Source organism: Paenibacillus sp. NN59 (genome assembly GCF_057597225.1).
This window is the reverse complement of record NZ_CP199678.1, coordinates 2480943-2502794: the sequence shown is the minus strand read 5'-3', so window position 1 is coordinate 2502794 and position 21852 is coordinate 2480943. Positions and strand designations below refer to the sequence as shown.

General features: G+C 47.1%; 22 protein-coding genes. 1 reads left to right on the top strand and 21 read right to left on the bottom strand.

Features of this window, described 5'->3' with window-relative positions; all coding sequences use genetic code 11:
* Positions 1–212: 212 nt before the first annotated feature.
* From ACT89M_RS11125 to rplS, 8 genes are all read right to left on the bottom strand, one after another.
* Positions 213–764 (bottom strand): nitroreductase family protein, encoded by a 552-nt coding sequence (locus tag ACT89M_RS11125; RefSeq protein WP_154958967.1) that lies wholly within the window; start codon positions 762–764, stop codon positions 213–215.
* Between the two features lie 310 nt (positions 765–1074).
* On the bottom strand, positions 1075–1338 hold the full coding sequence (locus ACT89M_RS11120; protein WP_487345224.1) for a YraN family protein: 264 nt from the start codon (positions 1336–1338) through the stop codon (positions 1075–1077).
* Entirely contained in the window at positions 1332–1643 is a 312-nt protein-coding gene (locus tag ACT89M_RS11115; RefSeq protein WP_090923889.1) for an EscU/YscU/HrcU family type III secretion system export apparatus switch protein, read from the bottom strand. The genes ACT89M_RS11120 and ACT89M_RS11115 overlap by 7 nt, the downstream gene beginning before the upstream one ends.
* Positions 1640–3718 carry a DNA ligase gene (locus ACT89M_RS11110; protein WP_308722041.1) on the bottom strand — a complete coding sequence of 693 codons (2079 nt, stop codon included), beginning with the start codon at positions 3716–3718 and terminating at the stop codon, positions 1640–1642. The genes ACT89M_RS11115 and ACT89M_RS11110 overlap by 4 nt, the downstream gene beginning before the upstream one ends.
* A gap of 31 nt (positions 3719–3749) precedes the next feature.
* Entirely contained in the window at positions 3750–4454 is a 705-nt protein-coding gene (rnhB, locus tag ACT89M_RS11105; protein WP_308722042.1) for a ribonuclease HII, read from the bottom strand.
* A gap of 413 nt (positions 4455–4867) precedes the next feature.
* On the bottom strand, positions 4868–5731 hold the full coding sequence (gene ylqF / locus ACT89M_RS11100) for a ribosome biogenesis GTPase YlqF (protein WP_090923891.1): 864 nt from the start codon (positions 5729–5731) through the stop codon (positions 4868–4870).
* Between the two features lie 37 nt (positions 5732–5768).
* Positions 5769–6389, bottom strand: a complete 621-nt coding sequence (gene lepB / locus ACT89M_RS11095) for a signal peptidase I (protein WP_090923892.1) — start codon at positions 6387–6389, stop codon at positions 5769–5771.
* Between the two features lie 304 nt (positions 6390–6693).
* On the bottom strand, positions 6694–7035 hold the full coding sequence (gene rplS / locus ACT89M_RS11090) for a 50S ribosomal protein L19 (protein ID WP_024630190.1): 342 nt from the start codon (positions 7033–7035) through the stop codon (positions 6694–6696).
* 405 nt (positions 7036–7440) lie between these two features.
* Here rplS and ACT89M_RS11085 point away from each other — a divergent pair, with 405 nt between their 5' ends.
* Positions 7441–8388: a polysaccharide deacetylase family protein gene (locus ACT89M_RS11085; protein ID WP_186809551.1), complete on the top strand. Its 948-nt coding sequence runs from the start codon at positions 7441–7443 to the stop codon at positions 8386–8388.
* A gap of 98 nt (positions 8389–8486) precedes the next feature.
* Here the strand turns inward: ACT89M_RS11085 and trmD are convergent, their stop codons facing one another.
* The 13 genes from trmD to fabG all read right to left on the bottom strand — a co-directional run bounded on the left by trmD (position 8487) and on the right by fabG (position 21607).
* Entirely contained in the window at positions 8487–9248 is a 762-nt protein-coding gene (gene trmD, locus ACT89M_RS11080) for a tRNA (guanosine(37)-N1)-methyltransferase TrmD (protein WP_154886394.1), read from the bottom strand.
* Between the two features lies 1 nt (position 9249).
* Positions 9250–9762: a ribosome maturation factor RimM gene (gene rimM / locus ACT89M_RS11075; protein ID WP_154886396.1), complete on the bottom strand. Its 513-nt coding sequence runs from the start codon at positions 9760–9762 to the stop codon at positions 9250–9252.
* 292 nt (positions 9763–10054) lie between these two features.
* Positions 10055–10285: a KH domain-containing protein gene (locus tag ACT89M_RS11070; RefSeq protein WP_090923895.1), complete on the bottom strand. Its 231-nt coding sequence runs from the start codon at positions 10283–10285 to the stop codon at positions 10055–10057.
* Positions 10286–10308: 23 nt separating this feature from the next.
* Entirely contained in the window at positions 10309–10581 is a 273-nt protein-coding gene (rpsP, locus tag ACT89M_RS11065; RefSeq protein ID WP_056700527.1) for a 30S ribosomal protein S16, read from the bottom strand.
* Between the two features lie 53 nt (positions 10582–10634).
* Complete coding sequence (gene ffh, locus ACT89M_RS11060) at positions 10635–12011, bottom strand: signal recognition particle protein (RefSeq protein ID WP_090923896.1); 1377 nt, start codon at positions 12009–12011, stop codon at positions 10635–10637.
* A 67-nt stretch (positions 12012–12078) separates the two neighbouring features.
* Positions 12079–12429: a putative DNA-binding protein gene (locus tag ACT89M_RS11055; protein ID WP_123064424.1), complete on the bottom strand. Its 351-nt coding sequence runs from the start codon at positions 12427–12429 to the stop codon at positions 12079–12081.
* 266 nt (positions 12430–12695) lie between these two features.
* Positions 12696–13343, bottom strand: coding sequence for a PAQR family membrane homeostasis protein TrhA (gene trhA / locus ACT89M_RS11050; RefSeq protein WP_308722043.1), 648 nt, complete (start codon positions 13341–13343; stop codon positions 12696–12698).
* 135 nt (positions 13344–13478) lie between these two features.
* Complete coding sequence (gene ftsY, locus ACT89M_RS11045) at positions 13479–14492, bottom strand: signal recognition particle-docking protein FtsY (protein ID WP_154886398.1); 1014 nt, start codon at positions 14490–14492, stop codon at positions 13479–13481.
* A 96-nt stretch (positions 14493–14588) separates the two neighbouring features.
* Positions 14589–18158: a chromosome segregation protein SMC gene (smc, locus tag ACT89M_RS11040; protein ID WP_154886400.1), complete on the bottom strand. Its 3570-nt coding sequence runs from the start codon at positions 18156–18158 to the stop codon at positions 14589–14591.
* A 189-nt stretch (positions 18159–18347) separates the two neighbouring features.
* Positions 18348–19046: a ribonuclease III gene (gene rnc, locus ACT89M_RS11035; RefSeq protein ID WP_090923901.1), complete on the bottom strand. Its 699-nt coding sequence runs from the start codon at positions 19044–19046 to the stop codon at positions 18348–18350.
* Between the two features lie 13 nt (positions 19047–19059).
* Entirely contained in the window at positions 19060–20298 is a 1239-nt protein-coding gene (gene fabF / locus ACT89M_RS11030; protein WP_090923902.1) for a beta-ketoacyl-ACP synthase II, read from the bottom strand.
* A gap of 174 nt (positions 20299–20472) precedes the next feature.
* Positions 20473–20706 carry an acyl carrier protein gene (gene acpP / locus ACT89M_RS11025; RefSeq protein WP_024630176.1) on the bottom strand — a complete coding sequence of 78 codons (234 nt, stop codon included), beginning with the start codon at positions 20704–20706 and terminating at the stop codon, positions 20473–20475.
* A 151-nt stretch (positions 20707–20857) separates the two neighbouring features.
* On the bottom strand, positions 20858–21607 hold the full coding sequence (gene fabG, locus ACT89M_RS11020; protein ID WP_090923903.1) for a 3-oxoacyl-[acyl-carrier-protein] reductase: 750 nt from the start codon (positions 21605–21607) through the stop codon (positions 20858–20860).
* Between the last annotated feature and the right edge of the window lie 245 nt (positions 21608–21852).

Sequence of the window (21852 nt, the reverse complement as noted above, 5' to 3'; positions counted from 1 at the left end):
GGCTTGGTTGGCATCATAAGCACATCCAAAAATTGAATTGGCAGTTACACGTAAATCATAAGATAAATGAATGTCTCTTTTCAAAAAAAGCTTATCGGAGGAGATATCGTGGGAACATCAAACAGTGACAGGAATTTGGTTTATGACAAAACACTATTTGAAAATGATCATATAAAAAAGACCACATGTATGTGGTCTCGAATGAAGTTCTTTTATTCAAATAACGTTAGCTTCTCCTTGGCAGGTGTACGCTCTTTCGATGATGGAATGACCTCGGGGTATCCCATATAGATCATTCCAATAATTTTTTCTCCTGCCTTGATACCTAGTGGCTTCCGAAATTTAGGTGCATATAAAAATGGTTTGGTCACCCAAAACGTGCCTATATTTTCGCTCCATGCTGCAAGCATAAAGTTCTGAACCATGGCGCTGACTGCGGCGAAATCCTCATCCCAAATCGCTTGTCTCGGGTCTTCCTCCAGCACAACAAGCAAAATGGCAGGCACCTGTTGCACACTCCCCGAAAACTTGTTATCCTCACCCATCTCGGCTTCAATGGCCTCTGCGAGCTTTTTACGTCCTTTGCCATTGAACAACACAAATCTCCACGGCTCACGCAATTTATGGTTAGGTGCCCAAACGGCTGTATCCAGCAAATCGATGATTTGCTCCGTTGGAACAGGATCTTTCTTGAATTTTTTGACGGTGCGGCGATTCTCGATCGCATGGCGGACTTCGTTGATTGTCTTCGTCGTTTTACTCATGGGTCATGCCTCCCTCTCCAAATGGTACACACCAGGTTGCAATTTCATTATACACCTCTCTGTTAGCCAGATTCAAAGGACAGCAGATAAGAGAGTTCCGGATCAAATAGAAAAAGATGAACTATAGACATTATACTCGTCTAAATGCTCATCCTTTTTATCAACTAACTCCAAGCTAAAATGCATTTTCTAGATGATTTATGGACATGATCTTGCCAAAATGGTTCATCATCACCGCAATAACATCAAATCGAATCTGACGAGTATGTTCTCCGCTCATTTGGATGTAGACTCCAGCCGTTGAACGAACCTATTGCATTTTGCGCTGATCGACAGACTCTTGTGGAGTTCCGAATCCTGAGTTGGAACTTCGGCTTCGCACCTCAACAAATATTAACAAATCTTCACGTACTGCGATAATATCGACTTCTCCGCTACGACAACGCCAGTTTCGCTGGAGGATAGAATAACCCTGTTTCACTAACCAGCGGCAAGCTTCCTCTTCGCCAATCTTTCCCTTCTGCTGACGGGTCAACTTGCCACTAGGTTTCTGGCCAGATCCCTGTTCTACCATGATTCGTTATCACTTCGGCCTGAGGCAAGCCGATCGGCTCGATAAACATAGGTAAGCACTTCTGCTACCAACTGATACAATTCTGTCGGGATCTGTTCATCCAGATCCAGCTTGGAGAGCACTTCAACTAAAGCTGCGTCTTCCTGTACGGGTACGCCGTTTTCCTTAGCTTTGTCCAGTATGGCTTCAGCCACTTTGCCGCGGCCTTTGGCTACGACAACAGGTGCTTCACTTTCTCCCGGGACATATTTTAATGCAACTGCTTTTTTGGATAAAAGCTCCGGCTGTGGTAATTCCTCTTTCATACCTTGAAATCCACCCCTTTGTATCGCTCAGGGCTATAATCTGCAGCAGTCATCTTCCGCTCCATCCCGAGCTCCTGCCCTGCCGGCCAAGGTTCTGCCCGGAAGGTCAATAACTGATATCCAAGCTTGTCGAGCGATTGATGAATGATTTCACGTCCACTCTCCAACAAAGCTCCCATTTCTTCCCGATCATTAAGTACACGCAAACTGACAATGTTATTGACCACATGTACATCGACAAGGGTATGTCCCAAACTTCTCATATCCAAGTCAAACAGCAGACGGCAATTCGAGGCATCCAATTCCCCGCGCTGACCGCGGCGTGATTGAATCTGCACAGAGGCCGTCTGTTCACCGTCCGGACCTGTGATGGGGATAAACCAATGCATTTGCGCAAACGCTGCACCGCGATCGGTTGTGAGCAATAGTTGCTGACCTGTCAGGTATTGTATGGCTTGATTGGCGGCATCTTTCAGCGCCGCCGGAGCACTGTCGCTGCTGGCCAACTGCAGCAGCAAACCCTTGAGCGAGTCCGTGTTCGCCGGACTCGCTCCCTCGCCCACGCGCGGCTGCATCGCCGCGCCGTGAACGGCCTGCTGCTCGTGCTCTGCACCGAGCAGCTTCAGCACGCGCCCCACCCACGGGTCTCCCCCGTGGGTGACGGGCGCGTGCACTGCCGCCGCACCTGCGGGAGCGGCGGCAACACCGCCAGCCGGCTGCGCATCAGCGCCGGCTGGCAAGGGCTGCGGCGAGCCTGCGGCAGCCGCAGCCACTTGGCCGCCCTGCTGCGCAGCAGGGGCGGCTTGTGCTGCCGCACCCGGCTGTGCCGGTGCGGCAGTGGACGCGCCGCGCAGCGCGTCCAGCAGCGCCAGCAGCTTTGGCGCCAGCTGTGCTGGCGTAGGCGCTGCTGGCGCGGCCTGCCCTGCTGCGGCAGGTGTCGCCGCAGCAGCAGGCGTGTCTGTGCGGCCGTCTGCACGCACGGCCGCACCTTCCGCCGCCCCAGGTGTACCCGGGCGGCTCGCAACTTGGCCCGCATCCGCAACACGCGGCGGGCCTTCCCCAGGTATTCCGGTACCTGCCGGAATACCTGCATTCCCTTTGCCAGCCGTTTCCGCTTGGCTGGAAACACTCTTCGCAGCAGTCTCAGCTCCTGCTGTCTGTCCACCATTCGCCTGGCCTGCATTCAGCGGCACGTTACCTTTGGCTTGTTGCCCCTGATCTGATGCCGCACCTTCAGCAGCATCTGTAGTCACTCCTGCACCCGCCGCTGGAGTGGTCTGAACCTGATTCGGCTGTGACGCTACAGGAGAGGCTACGGGTATTCCGACTCCTGGCCTGCTCACATTTACCGCTGGCGCTCCCTCTTCTGGCTGAACAGCAACATTAGTAAAAGTTCCAGAAGCTCCCGCCTGTCCTGTGGACGCCCCCGCTTTTAAGCCTGCTGCTGCTTCGCCGCCAGGAAACGGCTTACCTGCCACCGTTTGAGACAAAAACGACTCCAGTTGATCCGCAAGACCACTTAACAACTGATGCAAAGGAGGCCCAAATACGGTCTGATGTAAACCTTTCACCGTTTCGGCCGTAATAGGCAGGCCCCTCTGAAAAGCAATACCCACCGCCTGTACCCATTCCTCCACAGGCACCTGTGCAGGTTTGGCTACCATCATGTTTTGCACCATGGCTACGTTATCCTTGGTCAGCGGAAACCCACTGCGTTGCATAGCAAGTAACAATTCACGGTTGTCTTTGGTATCCGCCAAACCTACCTCTTGCAACAAATTATTCAGTGAAGCCTGCGGCAGCTCCGCAAGCGAGCCAGCAACAGGTTTCATTACCGTTATGCCGTTTTCACCCGGAGGTTGAACCTGCAGAAGCGTCGTCTCACCCGGACGGAGCGGTGTCTCCAGTTTGGCACGCACCTGCACCCCTTGAATCTGGAGCACTGCCTCTCCACCATCATCCGATACACTGACGACAGATCCACGAACGACCTGACCTTCTTTTAATTCGAGCGGCTTGGCGTTTCCGGGCTTACTGTCTCCCATTAAACCACGAATCATAGAGCTGATATTCAACTCGTTCTCCCTCCTTTCCGTTCCCTTTCACTTAAAACAACGTATGCTGCTCACCTAATAAATTACCGAGAAAGCTCCGCCGATGCATCGGTGTTGCGCCGAGTGCCATAATCTGTTCCCGATGAAATTGAGTTGCATAGCCTTTATGTACGGGCAGACCATATTCCGGGTATAACGTATCCCATTCTTCCTTGCATAGCCGATCTCTCGTTACCTTGGCCACAATAGAAGCCGCTGCGATCGATTGGCTATTTGCATCCCCTTTAATAATAGATAACTGCGGTATATTCAAATCCACCTTTTCCGCGTCCACCAGCATGTAATGAGGTGTTACATCAAGTGCCTCTACCGCACGTTTCATGGCCAGTCTGGCGGCCTGTTTAATATTCAGACGATCAATCGTTTCCGCATCTGCATATCCTACACCTACAGCCAGCGCGTTCTCCATAATGATGTCATATAACGTATCACGTTTCTTTTCTGACAATTTTTTAGAATCATTGACCCCTTCCAAAATAAGCCCTTGAGGCAAGATCACGGCCGCCGCAACCACATCCCCAAACAAACATCCTCGTCCCACTTCATCAATTCCTGCGATATATTCAAACCCGCTACCCCAATACTCCCGCTCATACACCAAAAGATCCCGAGGTTCGCTAGTTTCTTTTTTCTTTTTCTTCGGTTTGCGTTGCAGTTCTGGCAATTCAAGCTCCGGCATTTCATGGTTTGCTGTCATTCTGTTCATCTCCTCACCCATGTTTCATGTAGCTGTGTAATCCCATGTAATGTATATAATTAATTAGACGTAGGCTATCGCATATTTGTTCTGATTAATCGTATTCCTGCACCATGTTTCGTGTTAAAAGTATGATTTAAAAGAATATCCTGATGTCTTCATTTATCGGTTGTTCTAGCGTTAAATTGAATACATACAAACTGATGTTCTGCAAATTTTCAACATCATTTATCATAGCATGATTTCAGGACACCTCCTATACAGAACAAACAATTCCACCAAGCACACTGAAATTCATTTTTTTACCATATTTATGCTAGGTTTATATCCCCTTAGCCTTCAAAACACAAAAAGGCCGTTCCCGGTAATCCGGTAACGGCCGCTTCTTTCGGCTCTTGTAAGGATATTTTCGATCAGTAAGGAGCTTCCATAGAGAAACGCCCCATCTTGCCTGCTCGTAATTCGCGCAGAAACGCTCGTGATGCTTTCTCCAGATCAATCCGTCCACCACTGATGACACAACCGCGAATTCGGCCAACCTGCTCCATAATGGCAATAACACTGTCCGAATCGTCCGCATCTTTGGAGAACTCCTGAAGACCATATCTCTCTTCCAGCGCATCCCAATAATAACGCATCAGATAACTGATTCCGAAAAATGCGATATCTTCTGCATTCAGTATTTCCTCTTTGATCGCACCCGTCACAGCAAGCCGGTAACCCACATTCTGATCTTCAAATTTCGGCCACAGAATACCTGGGGTGTCCAGCAGTTCCATTTCCTTGCCTACTTTAATCCATTGCTGGCCTTTGGTTACACCTGGGCGATCTCCAGTTGCAGCAATGCTCCGTCCAGCCAAACGATTGATCAATGTGGATTTTCCTACGTTAGGAATACCGACAATCAAACCCCGAACAGCTCGGGGATTAATGCCTTTTGCCAGTTGACGATCAATCTTCTCCTTTAGAAGAAGTCTTGCCTGAGCAGGAATATCTTTGACATTGGTACCTGTTGAAGCATCCACAGGGAACGCTGTAATGCCTTCTTTTTTAAAATACTCTATCCACTCTTGCGTCACTTTGGCATCCGCCAAATCCGACTTATTGAGCAAAATCATGCGGGGTTTATCCATCAAAATCTCGTCAATCATCGGATTACGGCTGGAGACAGGCAGACGGGCATCCAATAGTTCGATGACCACGTCAATGAGCTTCAACTTGTCCTGAATCTGGCGTCTGGCTCGGGTCATATGACCTGGAAACCATTGTATCGTCACCTTGTCTTCACCTCATTTAATACATACTTTAAGTTTTTTAGTGGTTAATCCACTTAATTTCTCCAATAGGCCAGAAAATAACATCAGCACGGCCAATAATATCTTTCAGCGATACATAACCGATCATTCGGCTATCTGTACTGTTTGGTCGATTATCCCCCATAACAAACACATGACCCGCTGGCACCTTGCCGTCTGGGAACTGTTCGTTCGGGAAATCCTTCACGTTATACGTTCCACCACTCGCTTCAGCCGCATCAATAGCACCCTGGATGTAGGTCTCATTCACCTTTTGTCCATTTACCGTTACGGTGTCTCCCTGAACCTGAACCGTATCTCCCGCAACTGCGATAACACGTTTGATGAAATCCCGTCCTTCGGAAGGTACATGGAAGACGATCACTTCACCACGTTTTGGCTCGCGGATATCGTACAGTATCTCATTGACAATGACACGTTCTCCTGTCGAGAAATTCGGTTGCATGGATGGCCCGTCCACCACAAACGGTTTAAAAAGTAACCAGCGAATCAGAATAACCAGCACGAGTGCAATGACAATGGCCTTCAGCCACTCGACTATTTCATTTTTCGCTTTTTTGGATCGATTATTTTTTTCTTCCGCAGGTAAGCTCTGGTCCTGTTGAACTTCTTGTTCCATTCAAGATCTTCCTCTCTTCACAGTACATGATTATAGCAGTATACATTCAGCTTTTTGCTTCCTCCCTATATAAAACTAGAGAAAACAAATTATTCAACTCAGTTATGTAATTCTTGCAGCCAAGCATTACAACCGTACATTGAACCACAATTCAAATGCCTTGGATAACTGATGTCACAATCCTCCCGGACTTTACGCCGCATATCCGCCATACCATTTTACTCGGAAGTGTACCTCCGGTTCAACTTTTCCCGGACAAAAACGAAAAGGGCTTGTCTCCAAGCCCTTCCCGGTATCCGTTATATTAACGAATTTCTTTAATTCTCGCTGCTTTACCGCGTAGTTCACGAAGATAATAAAGCTTCGCACGACGCACTTTACCACGGCGAGCCACTTCGATTCTATCGATTTTAGGGGAATGAAGCGGGAAAGCTCTTTCCACACCTACACCGTAAGAAATTTTACGAACTGTAAAAGTCTCACTGATTCCACCACCACGGCGTTTAATCACAACACCTTCGAACAATTGGATACGCTCACGAGTTCCCTCGATTACCTTAACGTGCACTTTCAAAGTGTCACCAGGACGAAAACTCGGAATATCTTTGCGAAGTTGTTCTTGTGTAATCGCTTGAACGATATTCATCTATGACTCCCTCCTTCCGTACAGGCGTTCATACTTCTTCCAGAGATCACCTTGTCTCTTTCATTATCCATAGAGGACCGCCGTATTCCACATAACAGAACTATTGTATCACGTGGCACATTAAAACACAAGCTAAATAACCAAATTTATAATAGATCGTCTTACATCCATCTGTGTTTTTTATTAACAATCCATAATTCGCAATTCTCGTATCCATTTCTTCTCTTAATTAGTAAATAGGTGAAAAGTTTTGGTCCGTTTTTAAAAAGTCAACCACTCTCGTGGATAAAATAATGTAACTTTCCGACATAGAAGATCGTCTATCATATACTTAAAAGCTCATTACACGAGCAGCGTAACGAATTTTAAGAAATAGATGAATCCTAAAGGAGAACCAGGAGAGACATGAAACACATCAAAAAATTATTGCTAGCCTCACTTGCCTTGCTCACATGCACCGTTACATTATACGCTTATGCTGTTAATCATCCTACCAACGCGTTATCCCACAAGGCCTGCTCGTCTTGGAATATCGTACAACGTAAATTCTTCACATTAACTCACTCGGACTTTTCGCTGCATTCCAAGCTGGATCGCTCTAACTTTGTTATCAAACAAGGCACGGCTACAAAAGTTCCTGTTCTCATGTATCATTATGTTACACCAAAAGTTGACAATCACGAGCCAAAGAATAAATCCATCATTGACCTGGATGTGTTCGAGCAGAATATGAAATATTTACACGAAAATGGGTACCGAACCGTTACTCTGGCTCAGCTTGAACAATACGTTAACGGTGAAATCTCGCTACCTGAGAAATCATTTGTCATTACCTTTGATGACGGATATCAAAACAATTATACGCTGGCTTATCCCATACTCAAAAAATATCATTTCCATGCTTCCCTTTTTGTCATAGGTAGCCGGATTCAGTCCACACCAGTCGCTTTTAACCCTAGTAAAAAAAGCGATATCTCCAAGCAAGAGATGGCCGCAGGAAGCGATGTATTTGAGTATAATAGCCACACCTTTAACCTGCATCACAAAGGATATATGGTATGTGGAGACGATCTGCCCGTTACGCTGGATACCAGCCTGCTGGATCACGATATTGAGCAGATCAAACATATCGGTATCAATACGCCATATATCGCCTACCCTTATGGATATTTCAGTGAACAAATGATTTACAAACTCCATCAGCATGGATATCGCATGGGATTCACGGTTAGACCCGGATTTGTTCACCCTGGGGATTCACCCATGGTTTTACCTCGCTTAACCGTTACAAATGATACCGATCTCCCTACCCTGCTACAAACGGGTTCCAATATACTCAGTGAGCGGTTCTAGATTAGTAATACTTTCAAACGAATAATTCAATTCTGCCTTGATTAAATCAAAAAAGCCGATGGATGCAGTCTAAGCTGTCCACTCGGCTTTATCTTTACCTATTTCTTATCTTGTTCAGCCCGGTATTGCTCCAGCCATCTCCGTTCCTTCTCCGTCAGATCTGCCGACTCCAACAGTTCAGGTCTGCGCTCCAACGTACGAATCAGCGATTGTTCTCTACGCCAAGCCTCGATATTCAGATGGTGTCCAGACAAGAGCATATCCGGCACTTTCATGCCTCTAAATTCAGGCGGGCGAGTATAGTGAGGATACTCCAGCAACCCCGTACTGAATGAATCCGTCACTGCACTTGTCTCGTTACCGAGCACCCCCGGAATCAGCCGTACAATGCTATCAATGGCCACCATAGCAGGTAGTTCTCCGCCAGTCAGAACATAGTCACCAATAGATAGTTCATCGGTCACCAGAAATTCGCGGATTCGTTCATCATATCCCTCATAATGACCGCAGATAAAGATCAGATGATCTTCTTGAACCAGTTCTTCTGCCTTTTTCTGTGTAAATGTCTCACCTTGCGGACACATCAGAATAATCCGGGGCGCTTTCATTGTGGCGGCAGCTTCTCCGCGCTGTTGCAAAACATCCTCTACGGCAGCAAAAATCGGATCAGGTTTGAGCACCATACCTCCACCGCCGCCATATGGTGCGTCATCCACAGTGTTATGTTTATTCGTTGCGTAATTTCGGAAATTGGTCGCCCCAAGCGAGACAAGCCCCTTGGCCTGCGCTTTACCCAGAATGCTTGTGCCAAACACACCATCGAACATTTCCGGGAATAACGTTAATACATCCACCTTCATGTTACAGCAGTCCTTCCATCAGGTGAATCTTGACCTGCTTCTGCTCTACATCCACATCCAGAACAACATCGTCAATCACCGGAATTAGCACTTCTTTTCCCGCCGGTGTTTTGACTACCCACACATCATTCGCACCTGGGGTCAGAATCTCCGAAATCGTCCCGAGTGACTCTCCCTCTTCCGTAATGACAGCGCATCCTACGATTTGATGGAAGTAATACTCCCCTTCTTCAAGTTCAGCAAGGTTTTCTTTGGATACTTTGGCTATCCCCCCCTTGAACTTCTCCACTTCGTTAATGTTGCCGTATTCTTTCAGACGAACGATATACATATTTTTATGCAGACGCGCAGATTCCACTGTAACTGGCACCGGATGATTATCCGGAGTAAACAAAAACAATTCAGCATTTTTGGCGAAACGTACTTCTGGAAAATCAGTCAAAGGCATGATCTTTAACTCGCCGCGAATTCCATGCGTATTCACAACTTTCCCTACATTCATAAACTCTGCCATACAATCCTCCTACGAAATTCAATCAAAATGATAAGCGATTACCCGCACACTCCACGGTCAGAAACATCTTCCGATCGCTGTTATCCCCGGATATTTTGAATAAGTTATCAAAAGGTTGATATCCGGTGCCTAAAGGCGAACACTTCGTTTCTTCAGATTTTTTCTGCCCGCTCCGTTAAAGTGTAATCTCCAAATTAATTTTAATCCTAAATTCCCTTAAACAATTAAATGATAAGTTCAGCATGCACGAAAAGGGGCTAGGACATGCATCCTAACCCCCTTTCGTATATCTTTAAGATATGATATCAACGGTAACCCGTTTATCCATCTTAACTGCTGCTGATGTGACGACCGTACGAAGAGATTTTGCGATTCGTCCCTGTTTTCCGATCACCTTTCCGACATCGTCGGGATGCACCGTCAACTCATAAACGACAAGCCGGTCTTTCTCAATCGTCCGAACCGCCACATCATCCGGATGATCGACCAAAGCCTTAGCAATTATGCTTACTAATTCTTCCATAGATGACCCTCCGAATCAGCACCTTATTTAGATAATTTGGACTCGTGGAATTTCTTCATCACGCCCGCTTTGCTCAGCAAGTTGCGGACAGTGTCGGATGCTTGCGCACCGTTTTGAAGCCATTGCAATGCTTTATCCTCATCGATCTTAACAACAGCCGGTTGTTCAACCGGGTTGTAGTAACCGATCTCCTCGATAAAACGACCGTCACGTGGGGAACGGGAATCCGATACCACTACGCGGTAGAAAGGAGCTTTGTGAGCACCCATACGTTTCAGACGAATACGAACTGCCATTTGAAAATTCACCTCCTTCAATGAAATCTGGTTCTCATATAAACGCTGTTCAATCAACGGAAAGGAAACTTCATTCCTTTACCGAGACCTTTCAACTGTTTCATTGCTTTATTCTTGCCACCCTTAGGACCCATCATATCCGAGAACTGCTTCATCATACGGCGCATCTCATCAAACTGCTTGATCAGACGATTCACCTCTGCGAGTGACGTTCCACTTCCGGTAGCAATCCGCTTCCGGCGGCTATGGTTAATCATATCCGGGTTACGCTTCTCTTCCGTTGTCATTGAATAGACAATCGCTTCGATTCGGCCCATCTGTTTATCATCGACCTTCAGGTCCTTCGCTTGTTTCATCTTACCCATACCCGGAATCATATCCATGATCTGGTCAATTGGTCCAAGCTTTTTCACCTGATCCATCTGCTCCAGGAAATCCTCGAACGTGAATTCTGCATTCCGCATCTTGCGTTCCATTTCCTTCGCTTTCTCGGTATCGATATTGGACTGTGCCTTTTCAATCAAGGACAACATGTCACCCATACCAAGAATACGTGAAGCCATACGTTCCGGATGGAATGGCTCCAGTGCATCAAGCTTCTCCCCCAGAGAGGCAAACTTGATCGGGCAACCTGTAACTGCTTTAACAGACAGTGCCGCACCACCACGTGTATCGCCATCCAGTTTGGTCAGTACAACCCCGGTCAGAGCAAGTTGCTGATTAAAGTGTTCCGCCACATTAACGGCATCCTGACCTGTCATACTGTCGACAACGAGTAATACTTCATCCGGGTTCACTACACTGTGAATCTGACGCAACTCTTCCATCAGTTCTTCATCAACATGCAAACGTCCGGCTGTATCCACGATCACATAATCATGTCCGTTATCTTTTGCGTGTTGCAAACCTTGGCGAGCAATCTCCACCGGGCTTGTCTGATCACCGAGGGTGAACACTGGCGCCTTCAACTGCTCTCCCAGTACTTGTAACTGCTTGATCGCAGCCGGACGGTAAATGTCGCCCGCAACCAGCAAAGGTCTGCTATTTTGCTTTTGCAACATTTTTGCCAGTTTACCGGAAGTCGTCGTTTTACCCGCACCCTGTAAACCAACCATCATGATCACTGTAGGTGGTTTATTCGACTTCGCCAGCTTAGCTTGACTTCCACCCATTAACTCTGTTAATTCTTTGTTAACAATGTCAATGATGACCATTCCGGGTGTAAAGCTGTCCATTACTTCTTTGCCGACAGCCTTCTCTTTCACTTTGGCGATGAATTCCTTGACCACTTTGAAGTTTACATCCGCTTCAAGCAATGCCAGACGTACTTCGCGCATCGCTTCGGCTACGTCTTCGTCAGACACCTTGCCTTTGCCGCGCAGCTTGCTGAACACATTCTGCAATCGGGTCGTTAATCCTTCAAATGCCATGATCCCACCTCCTTCATGCTTCATTCCATTTTAAGACCGATTCGTCTCACTTCACTGCAGACAATGGTTATTCTCCCAGTAAAGCAACGAGATCGTGTATTGGTTTGTTGTTATCCACGGTAACGCCAGCGCGTTCCAGTGCTTGTTGTAAATCTTCAAGGCAGCGGCTGCGTCTTTCATACTTCTCAAGCAAGCCAAGCTTGCTTTCATAGTTCTCAAGCACTTGTTCAGCACGCTTGATGTGTTCGTATACCGCCTGGCGGCTGATCTCAAACTCGGCTGCAATTTCACCAAGTGAAAAATCATCATGAAAGTAATATTTCAGAAATGTTTGCTGCTTCTCTGTCAACAATGATTCGTAAAAGGCAAACAGCAAGTTAATCCGGTTTGTTTTCTCAAGCCGATTTTCTTGACTCATATCGGGGCACTCCCTTCGTCAAGGAAAAACACTTTACACTCTTGCAACGTTCCTAATAATACCTAAAACAAATCAGGATGTCAAGCAAAAATACTTGTCACAATAAAAAGAGACGCTACGCCTGCCATGTACAGTTTAAAACTGCCATCTCTAGGCGTTATAAAGCCTCATTTTCTGTCCATTCAATAAAGCATAGAAGTCTTTCAAATCAGAACCAAAAAGAAAAACGAAACATCCCTAAAGAAGAGACGATTCGTTTAACGCTTCTAACGAAGTGGTGTCAGATAGATTAAGACCGCGAAGAAATGCAGAATACTGCCTGCCAGTACAAACAGATGCCAGATCGCGTGGTGAAACGGGAAACCTCTCCATACATAGAACAAGGTCCCCAGCGTATACATCAGGCCTCCTGCAACCAATAGTACAATCCCACCTGTGGGAATTGCTGACACAAGCGGTTGCCAAGCAATTACGATCAGCCACCCCATCGCGATATAGAAGATCGTCGACATAAACAGAAACTTTTTGGTGAAAAAGGCTTTGAAGATCACTCCGGCCAGTGCAATGCCCCAGATGACACCGAATAGCGTCCAGCCCAGCGTTCCGCGAACTGCGACGAATAAAAACGGCGTATATGTGCCTGCAATAAACAGATAGATGGAAGAGTGGTCAAAAAACTCAAACAAGTCTTTGGCCTCCCCCTCTTTGAGCGCGTGCACCAACGTTGAATTCGTATAGAGCATCAGCATGGTAATACCATAGATTGTAAAACTAACAACATGCCAGGCCGTACCTTTCATACTGGAAAATACAATTAACAACACTAACGCAGCTACACTAAGCGCAGCACCGATTCCATGTGTCACGGCATTGGCGACCTCTTCACGACGGGAATAGGTATAGGTATTGGCCATATCAACCTTCCTTTCTAACCCATTACAATATCAGTTACCTTTCATTATACACGTATTGCCGATGACATTACACGTGAGCTCTCACATGATGCAGCGGCAATACGGTGAACATGATTATTCATTTACGACCCAAGATCAGGATTGTGTATTCTCTTCTTCGGCATTCTCTGCCGGTTGCTCCTGAATTAATCCTGCGAACAACGCGTGAACAAATTGCTCAGAATCAAATTCCTGCAGATCATCAATTTTCTCCCCAAGACCAACGAGCTTCACAGGCAGGTCCAGCTCCTGACGGATTGCCACTACAATACCACCTTTAGCTGTTCCATCAAGCTTGGTCAACACAAGACCCGTTACTCCACTTTTCTCTCCGAAAAGTTTGGCCTGATTCAGCGCATTTTGTCCCGTCGTCGCATCCAGCACCATCAACACTTCATGCGGCGCACTTGGAATCTCACGCTGAATGACACGATAGATTTTGTTCAGCTCGTCCATCAGGTTACTTTTATTTTGCAAGCGGCCTGCCGTATCACATAACAACACATCGGCTCCGCGCTGTTTCGCGGCCTGCACCGCATCGTACATCACAGCAGCCGGATCAGAACCGGATTGCTGTTTGATCACATCAACGCCTGCACGCTGTCCCCATACTTCAAGCTGCTCGATCGCTCCGGCGCGGAACGTATCTCCAGCGGCCATAATTACTTTTTTCCCTTGCTGCTTGAAACGGTGAGCCAGCTTGCCAATCGTCGTTGTTTTACCAACACCGTTCACACCAACAAATAAAATAACCGTAATGCCATCCGGATTCATTTTCAGTTCATTGTTTTGTTCCCCACGAAGCAAATCTGTCAGTTTCTCGGACAACACAGGCTGTAACTCAGCCGCATCCTCAATTTTGCGTTTCTTCACTTCTGCGCGCAGGTCTTCGATCAGATTCATGACCGTATTGACGCCTACGTCTGCCCCGATCAGAATTTCTTCAAGTTCCTCGTAAAATTCCTCATCAATTTTTTTGCGGCGAATGACCAAATCGGTTACTTTTTCCACAAGCCCTTTGCGTGTCTTTTCCAGGCCATCCTTAAACTGTTTAGTAACCGACTCCGTTTTACTTGCAATGCTGTCCCGTAGCTTTTTAAAGAAACTCATAAAGCCCCTCCATCGTGTAGATAATTAAATCGTAAATGGTATGATTTTGTAAAATTAAATGAATCCTATTTGAAGCACACAGCAATCTCCATGCAATTAGGCGATGTCTGCTTCCTCATCATCCAGTTTAACCGAAACGAGCTTGGATACTCCGCCCTCTTCCATCGTAACTCCGTATAGGACATCTGCCTCTTCCATCGTGCCTTTCCGGTGCGTAACCACAATAAATTGGGTTTGCTCAGAGAACTCACGCAAGTATTGGGCGAAACGAACGACGTTCGCCTCATCCAGGGCAGCCTCAACTTCGTCCAATACGCAGAATGGCACAGGTTTCACGTGCAGAATGGCAAAGAGCAACGCCATCGCCGTTAAGGCCCGTTCTCCCCCCGACAACAGTTGCAGATTTTGCAGTTTCTTACCCGGTGGCTGGGCTACGATATCAATGCCTGTTTCAAGGAGTCGCTCAGGGTCCATCAGAACCAGATCAGCACGTCCACCGCCAAACAGCTTCGTAAAGACGGTACCAAATTCACGACGGATCGCGTCAAATGTAAATTTGAAACGCTTCGCCATTTCATCTTCCATTTCCTTGATAACCTGATACAATGTCGTTTTGGCTTCCACCAGATCATTCTTCTGTTCGTTCAGGAACTCATACCGCTCATTCACCCGCTGGAACTCCTCGATTGCACCGAGATTCACATCGCCAAGAGCGGATATTGCACGTTTTAACTTCTGTACCTCAGCTTGTGTGCTCTCCACATCTTCAGGCACTGGATAACGTTCTTTGGCAAGCTCATAGCCTAACTCATATTCATCTGTCAGCTTACGCAAAATATTTTCCAGCTCAACATCCAGACGGTTCACGGAAATTTCAGTCTGACGCATCTGCTCTTCCACCGCTTTGAGCTGTGTGCGCTGCTCCTTCGTTTCACTCTCGGCCAGCTCCAGCTTTTTCGACAGTTCACTGCGCGCGGCACGTTTGAAGTCCAATTCTTGAGATGCCTGTGCCTTTTTAAGCTTGTACTCGTTTAAATCTTCAATCTGTTTTACACTTTCACTCTGTGTTTTCTTAAAATCAGCTTCCATCGAAGCGAGCAACGTACGATTCTGTCGCAGATCTTTGACTAGTGAATCAACCTCTCGCTCCAATCTCCGCAATTGCTCTTCATTTGAGAAGCGTTCCTGATCCAGCTTACCTTCCCGGACTTTCAGTTCGGTCAGCTGTGTTTGCAACTCTTCTTTTGCAGACTCATTGGCCTTCCGGGCAAACTCTGCTGCATGAATAGCGCGATGAGTTGCTTTCTCCTCTTCCTCAAGTTGCTCAAGTTTTTTCTCCGCTTCAACCCGGGATTTGTCCAGTTCCTTAATTTCTTCCGTAAAGCCGTTCTTTTCCTGACCTGCCACAGCGACCTGCTCCAATACATGGCGCAGTTCATGCTCAACCTGCTTCATCTCCATCGAGGCCTGTTGCTCTGCATTTCGGGTATCGTCACCAGACTGACGTAGCTGATCCAGCTTGTCCTGACACTGCTCCAGCTGAGCTTTGACATCTTCCACACTGCGATGCAGTTTCACAATCTGCTGCTCGGTATCCACAATATCTTGATCCAGCTGATCCAGTTGCCGCTTGCGGCTGAGCAGACTGCCATTTTTTTTGTGCTGACTGCCGCCAGTCATGGAACCGCCAGCGTTGACGACATCCCCTTCGAGGGTTACAACGCGGAAACGATACTGACAACGTGCCGCAATTTTATTCGCAAACTCCAACGTTTCTGCAATGATGACATTTCCGAGCAAGCTACCGATGATCGAGGCATATCTTGAATCATACTGTACAAGTTCAGCACCGATGCCAACAAAACCGTCCATACCCTCAACCATCGAGCGTTCACCTGCACCGATTGAACGAGGACGAATAACGTCCAGCGGAAGAAAGGTTGCACGTCCCAACTGACGTTGCTTCAAGAAAGCAATAGCCTGTCTGGATACGGCCTCGTTCTCCATGACGATATGCTGCAGCGCAGCCCCCATCGCTGTTTCTACCGCAAGCTCGATCTTTTCGGGAACTTTAACGAGTTCTGCCACAGCACCATGTACTCCGTTTAGCGTCCCCTTTCGAGAAGCTTTGAGCACTTCTTTTACGCCCAGCATGAAGCCGTCAAAATCATCTTGCATTTCTTTCATCGTATCCCGGCGGGACACTTGTGCTTCGCGCTTTTGCTCCCATTTACGTACAGTACCACGGCTCTCTTCCAGGAGTTTTTGCAAAGACTGCAGCCGTTCGCTTTCCGAAATATAACCCCCGCGCAGTTCACTGATTTCCTTACCTAACCGAACCACTTTTTTCTGAATCTCTGCTTTACGGCCTTCTAACGTCTCTTTCTGTTCTTCCCATTTGCCGGATTCTTCTGATGCACGGTTCATTCTGCGCTCCAGCGTTTCTTTTTGCTGGTCCACATACCGTATTTCGTTTCGTGCCTGCGCCATCTGATTCATCAGTTCCAGCAAGTTCCCTTTGAGGCTCTCCTCCTGCTGCTGACTGATTCCACCCGTAACACCGATAAGCTTAGCTTCTTCTTCAGACAAACGATTTTTTACATCAGCCAGTTCCAGTTCAAGCTTGCCAAACTTCTCTCGCAAGGCAATCAGCTCAGCTTCACGTTCCTGATGTCTCTGCTCGCTCACCGCCAGCGTTTCCCTCAGTTGCTCCTGATTCGCTTGCAGATTACGCGAACGTTCCCGAAGAAGTTCTCCATGCCCTTCACTTTTCTCTGTTGCCTCACTAAATTGCAACAAAGCAGCCTGAAGTTCTTCTGTCTCCGTTTCCAGCAGACGCAGTGCATTGCGATCATTCTCCAGCTTCGCATCATGTGTGGATACAATCGCCGCCAATCCAACCTCTTCGTGTTTAAGTGATTCCAGACGTTCGCTCGCTTTGCTCCAGGAAGCATGAATCTGTTCAATCTGATACACATACATCGAAATTTCCTTTGATTTGAGTTCGGAACGAAGTTGCTTGTAATGCATGGCTTTCTCGGATTGTTCTTTCAGCGGGCCAATCTGATCTTCCAGTTCGGTTACAAGATCGTGAATACGTAGCAGATTTTGCTCTGTCTCATCCAGCTTGCGCGTTGCATCTCGTTTGCGGGATTTATATTTAACGATTCCTGAAGCCTCTTCAAAAATACCGCGACGATCCTCTGAACGAGTACTCAAGATCTCCTCAATACGTCCTTGTCCAATAATCGAGTAAGCCTCTTTACCGATCCCCGTATCCATGAACAGTTCTGTGATATCTTTCAAGCGACAGGATTGTTTATTGATAAAATACTCACTGTCCCCGCTGCGATGAACACGACGGGTCACGGTTACTTCACCGAAATCCAAAGCGAGTGCATGATCCTCATTGTCCAGTGTAAGGGAAACCTCTCCGTAGTTGACAGCTTTACGCGCATCACTGCCTGCAAAAATAATATCTTCCATTTTACCGCCACGCAGTGACTTGGCACTTTGCTCCCCCAATACCCAGCGGATACCATCGGATATATTACTTTTACCGCTTCCGTTCGGACCTACAACCGCTGTAATGCCACGAACAAATTCCATTTCCGTTTTGTCGGCGAATGACTTGAATCCACCCAATTCTATTCGTTTCAGAAACATAGGGCTTCTCGTCACCTCCTCTTGCGAATTTCAAATAATGCCTTCGACACCTAGTAAAAAATCCGATAATGCCTCCCGAGTCTCTTTACAAAAAAAAGAGCAAAAAGCAGTCCGGCCGATTACTTCCGCCGGGGCGGGCCCGCGGGCTGCTCTTTGCTCTTCGTTTGTCTAAGCGCTGCCTGGTACAATTCAGGCCTCCGGAAGCTTCAATCGTTCAAGCGCCGCAGATGCTGCCTGTTGTTCCGCCTCTTTTTTGGAGCGTCCTGTACCTCGGCCAAGTCGTTCTTGGCCCATATGGACTTCCGAGACAAACTCACGTTCATGGGCTGGTCCCCGCTCTTCGACGATCCGGTACTCCAGAGCCCCCATATTGTGATGCTGTGTGAGTTCCTGCAACTCTGTTTTGTAATCACTCATTTGCAGCTTGCTGCCAACAACGATTAACGGAAACACATGCTGATCCAGAAATGCTCGCACAGGTTCAAGACCCTGATCCAGGTATAATGCACCTATAAATGACTCGAACACATCCGCCAGAAGAGCTGGACGTGTACGTCCTCCAGTTAATTCCTCACCTTTTCCAAGAAGTACATATTGTCCAAAACTAAGCGCTTCAGCAAATTTGACCAGGGAAGGTTCACAGACAATGGATGCCCGCATCTTTGTTAGTTCTCCTTCCGGACGGTTAGGATACAGATGATACAAGTACTCCGATACAGTCAACTCCAATACAGCATCGCCCAGAAACTCCAGACGTTCGTTATCCTGATGTTGACTGAATCGGTGTTCGTTTACGTAAGAAGCATGGGTAAACGCTTGTTTTAGAAGCTGCCTGTTGTCAAATTTGATTTGAAGTTTTTGTTGTAACTGCTTCAGATCTTCACTCAAACGAACTAGCCCCTTATGCTTCAAATTTTTTGAGAATAATGGTAGCGTTGTGACCGCCAAATCCAAATGAATTGGACATTGCTACATTCACTTTGGTTTGACGTGGAACGTTAGGCACGTAATCCAGATCACATTCAGGGTCCTGATCTTCCAGGTTGATCGTTGGAGCCAGTGTCTGATGTGTCAGGGACAATCCGCAGATAACTGCCTCTACCCCGCCCGCAGCGCCAAGCATATGGCCTGTCATGGACTTGGTGGAACTTACGGCAAGCTTGTACGCATGATCGCCAAACGCCTTTTTGATGGCTAACGTTTCGGAACGGTCACCTACTGGTGTTGAAGTTCCGTGTGCATTGATGTAATCCACTTCTTCCGGCTGAATGCCTGCATTGCGAAGCGCCATCGTCATACAACGTGCTGCTCCATCTGGATCTGGTTCTGTCATATGGTGTGCATCACCTGTCAGACCGTAACCGATTACTTCACCGTAGATTCGTGCGCCACGAGCCTGAGCATGTTCCAGAGATTCCAGAATCAGAATTCCGGCACCTTCACCCATAACAAATCCGTCACGACCTGTATCAAAAGGACGGCTTGCCTTCGTAGGATCGTCATTACGTGTAGACATCGCACGCATCGCGCAGAAACCTGCAAGTCCAGTTGGCCTAATGGTTGCTTCAGCACCGCCGCAGATCATCGCATCTGCATCGCCATTGGCAATCAACTTGAACGAATCTCCAATGGAGTGTGTTCCTGTTGCACAAGCGGTAACAACGTTGATGTTCGGTCCTTTGGCACCAAGTGAAATGGACATCTGTCCAGATGCCATATTCGAAATCATCATCGGAATAAAGAACGGGCTCACACGTTTAGGGCCTTTTTGCAAAAGCGCATTGTGCTGATCTTCCCAAGTTCCCAATCCACCAATACCAGAACCAATCGATACACCAAAACGTTCTGCATCAATGTTTTCGTTGATTTTCAGACCACTATCTTCCACAGCTTTGAAACCAGCTGCCACAGCGAACTGTACAAAACGATCCATCTTCCGTGCATCTTTTCGATCCATATATTCTTCCGGGTTGAAATCTTTGATCTCGGCTGCAATCTGTGTCGTGTATTCACTAACATCAAATGCCTCAATCTGAGAAATTCCGGACTTTCCTGCCATTAAACTGCCCCAGAACGTCTCTATATCTTTTCCGAGCGATGTCATTACGCCCATTCCGGTAATTACAACTCTTTGTTTCAACCGACTCACCTCTATATCGACTGCATTACGCAAGTATTTTGTGGGAATATCCGCAGACTCGAATGCAAGACGCCTCTCCAAAGATCAGCAAGCACCTTGTCTGCGGGATGTGAAAAACCAATGAATGATGAGAAGTCCCGCCTGTTCGAAAACAGGAGCGGGACTGAATTGACTTTAGGTATGAGATTGTATGTAGTTTACAACTTCACCTACGGTCGTAATTTTTTCTGCATCTTCATCAGAGATTTCCAAATCGAATTCATCTTCCAATTCCATGACCAATTCCACTACATCCAAAGAATCAGCACCCAAATCTTCTTTGAAAGATGCTTCAAGTGTAACTTCAGCTTCGTCTGCGCCCAAGCGGTCGACGACGATGCGTTTTACACGCTCCAATACATCGGACATCCGGTTCACCTCCTCCTTGGTATTATACGAGAATCGCAGGCAAAATGCCATAGAAGACATATGCGGCTCCCGGCCGGGGAACCCGGCCTTTTTCCGGCATTTCGGATCGTCCAGCGCCTGTTCCCCGACTTTGATTCAAAGCCCAGGAAATTTACATGTACATGCCGCCATCGACATGCAGTGTTTGACCTGTCATATAAGATGAAGCTTCTGATGCAAGGAATGTAACCACACCAGCAATTTCATCCGGCTGTCCCAGACGGGACAACGGAATGCCACTAAGCATACCATCGACCAGCTCTTGAGACAATTCCTTGGTCATATCGGTTTCAATGAAGCCCGGTGCAACACAGTTCACCGTAATTCCGCGAGAAGCAAGTTCTCGAGCAGAAGCCTTCGTTAAACCGATAACTCCCGCTTTGGCAGCCACGTAGTTGGCTTGACCCGGATTACCCAGCACACCAACGACAGAAGAGATGTTAATAATTCTTCCTGAACGTTGTTTCATCATTGGACGTGTTACTGCCTTCAGACAGTTAAACACCCCTTTAAGATTCGTTTCGATAACTTGATCGAACTCTTCTTCTTTCATCCGCATAATGAGGTTGTCCCGTGTAATCCCCGCATTATTCACCAGAATATCGACATTGCCCCATGCTTCAAGCGTTGTTTTCACCATCTGTTCCGCTTCAACCATCTGACCTACATTCGCCTGAATCGTAATCGCCTGAACACCTTTTGCACGAATCTCTTCGGCCACTTCCTCTGCCGCAGCCTGACTGCCCGCATAGTTTACAGCAACATTCGCTCCGGCTTCAGCCAGGGCAAGTGCAATACTGCGGCCAATTCCGCGGGATGCTCCGGTTACTAATGCATTTTTACCTTCTAACGGTTTAGACATAACCATTCCTCCTCTCCCTGAATCTACATAAGTTGAACTTCGATTATTTACACAGCCACTAAGGTGACAGAATAACCTTTCAATCGCTGTTATCCCCAGATTTTCTTGATTCCCTTTTCCAAAGGGAAAAATCTGGTGATAAAGGCGAAGCATATGCTTCCGATGCAGCTTTCTTTCAGAAAGCTTTCAGCTTCGCTTTCCCAGTTTTTTTCTGTCCTCTCCGTTAAAGTGTAAATAAATAGTTT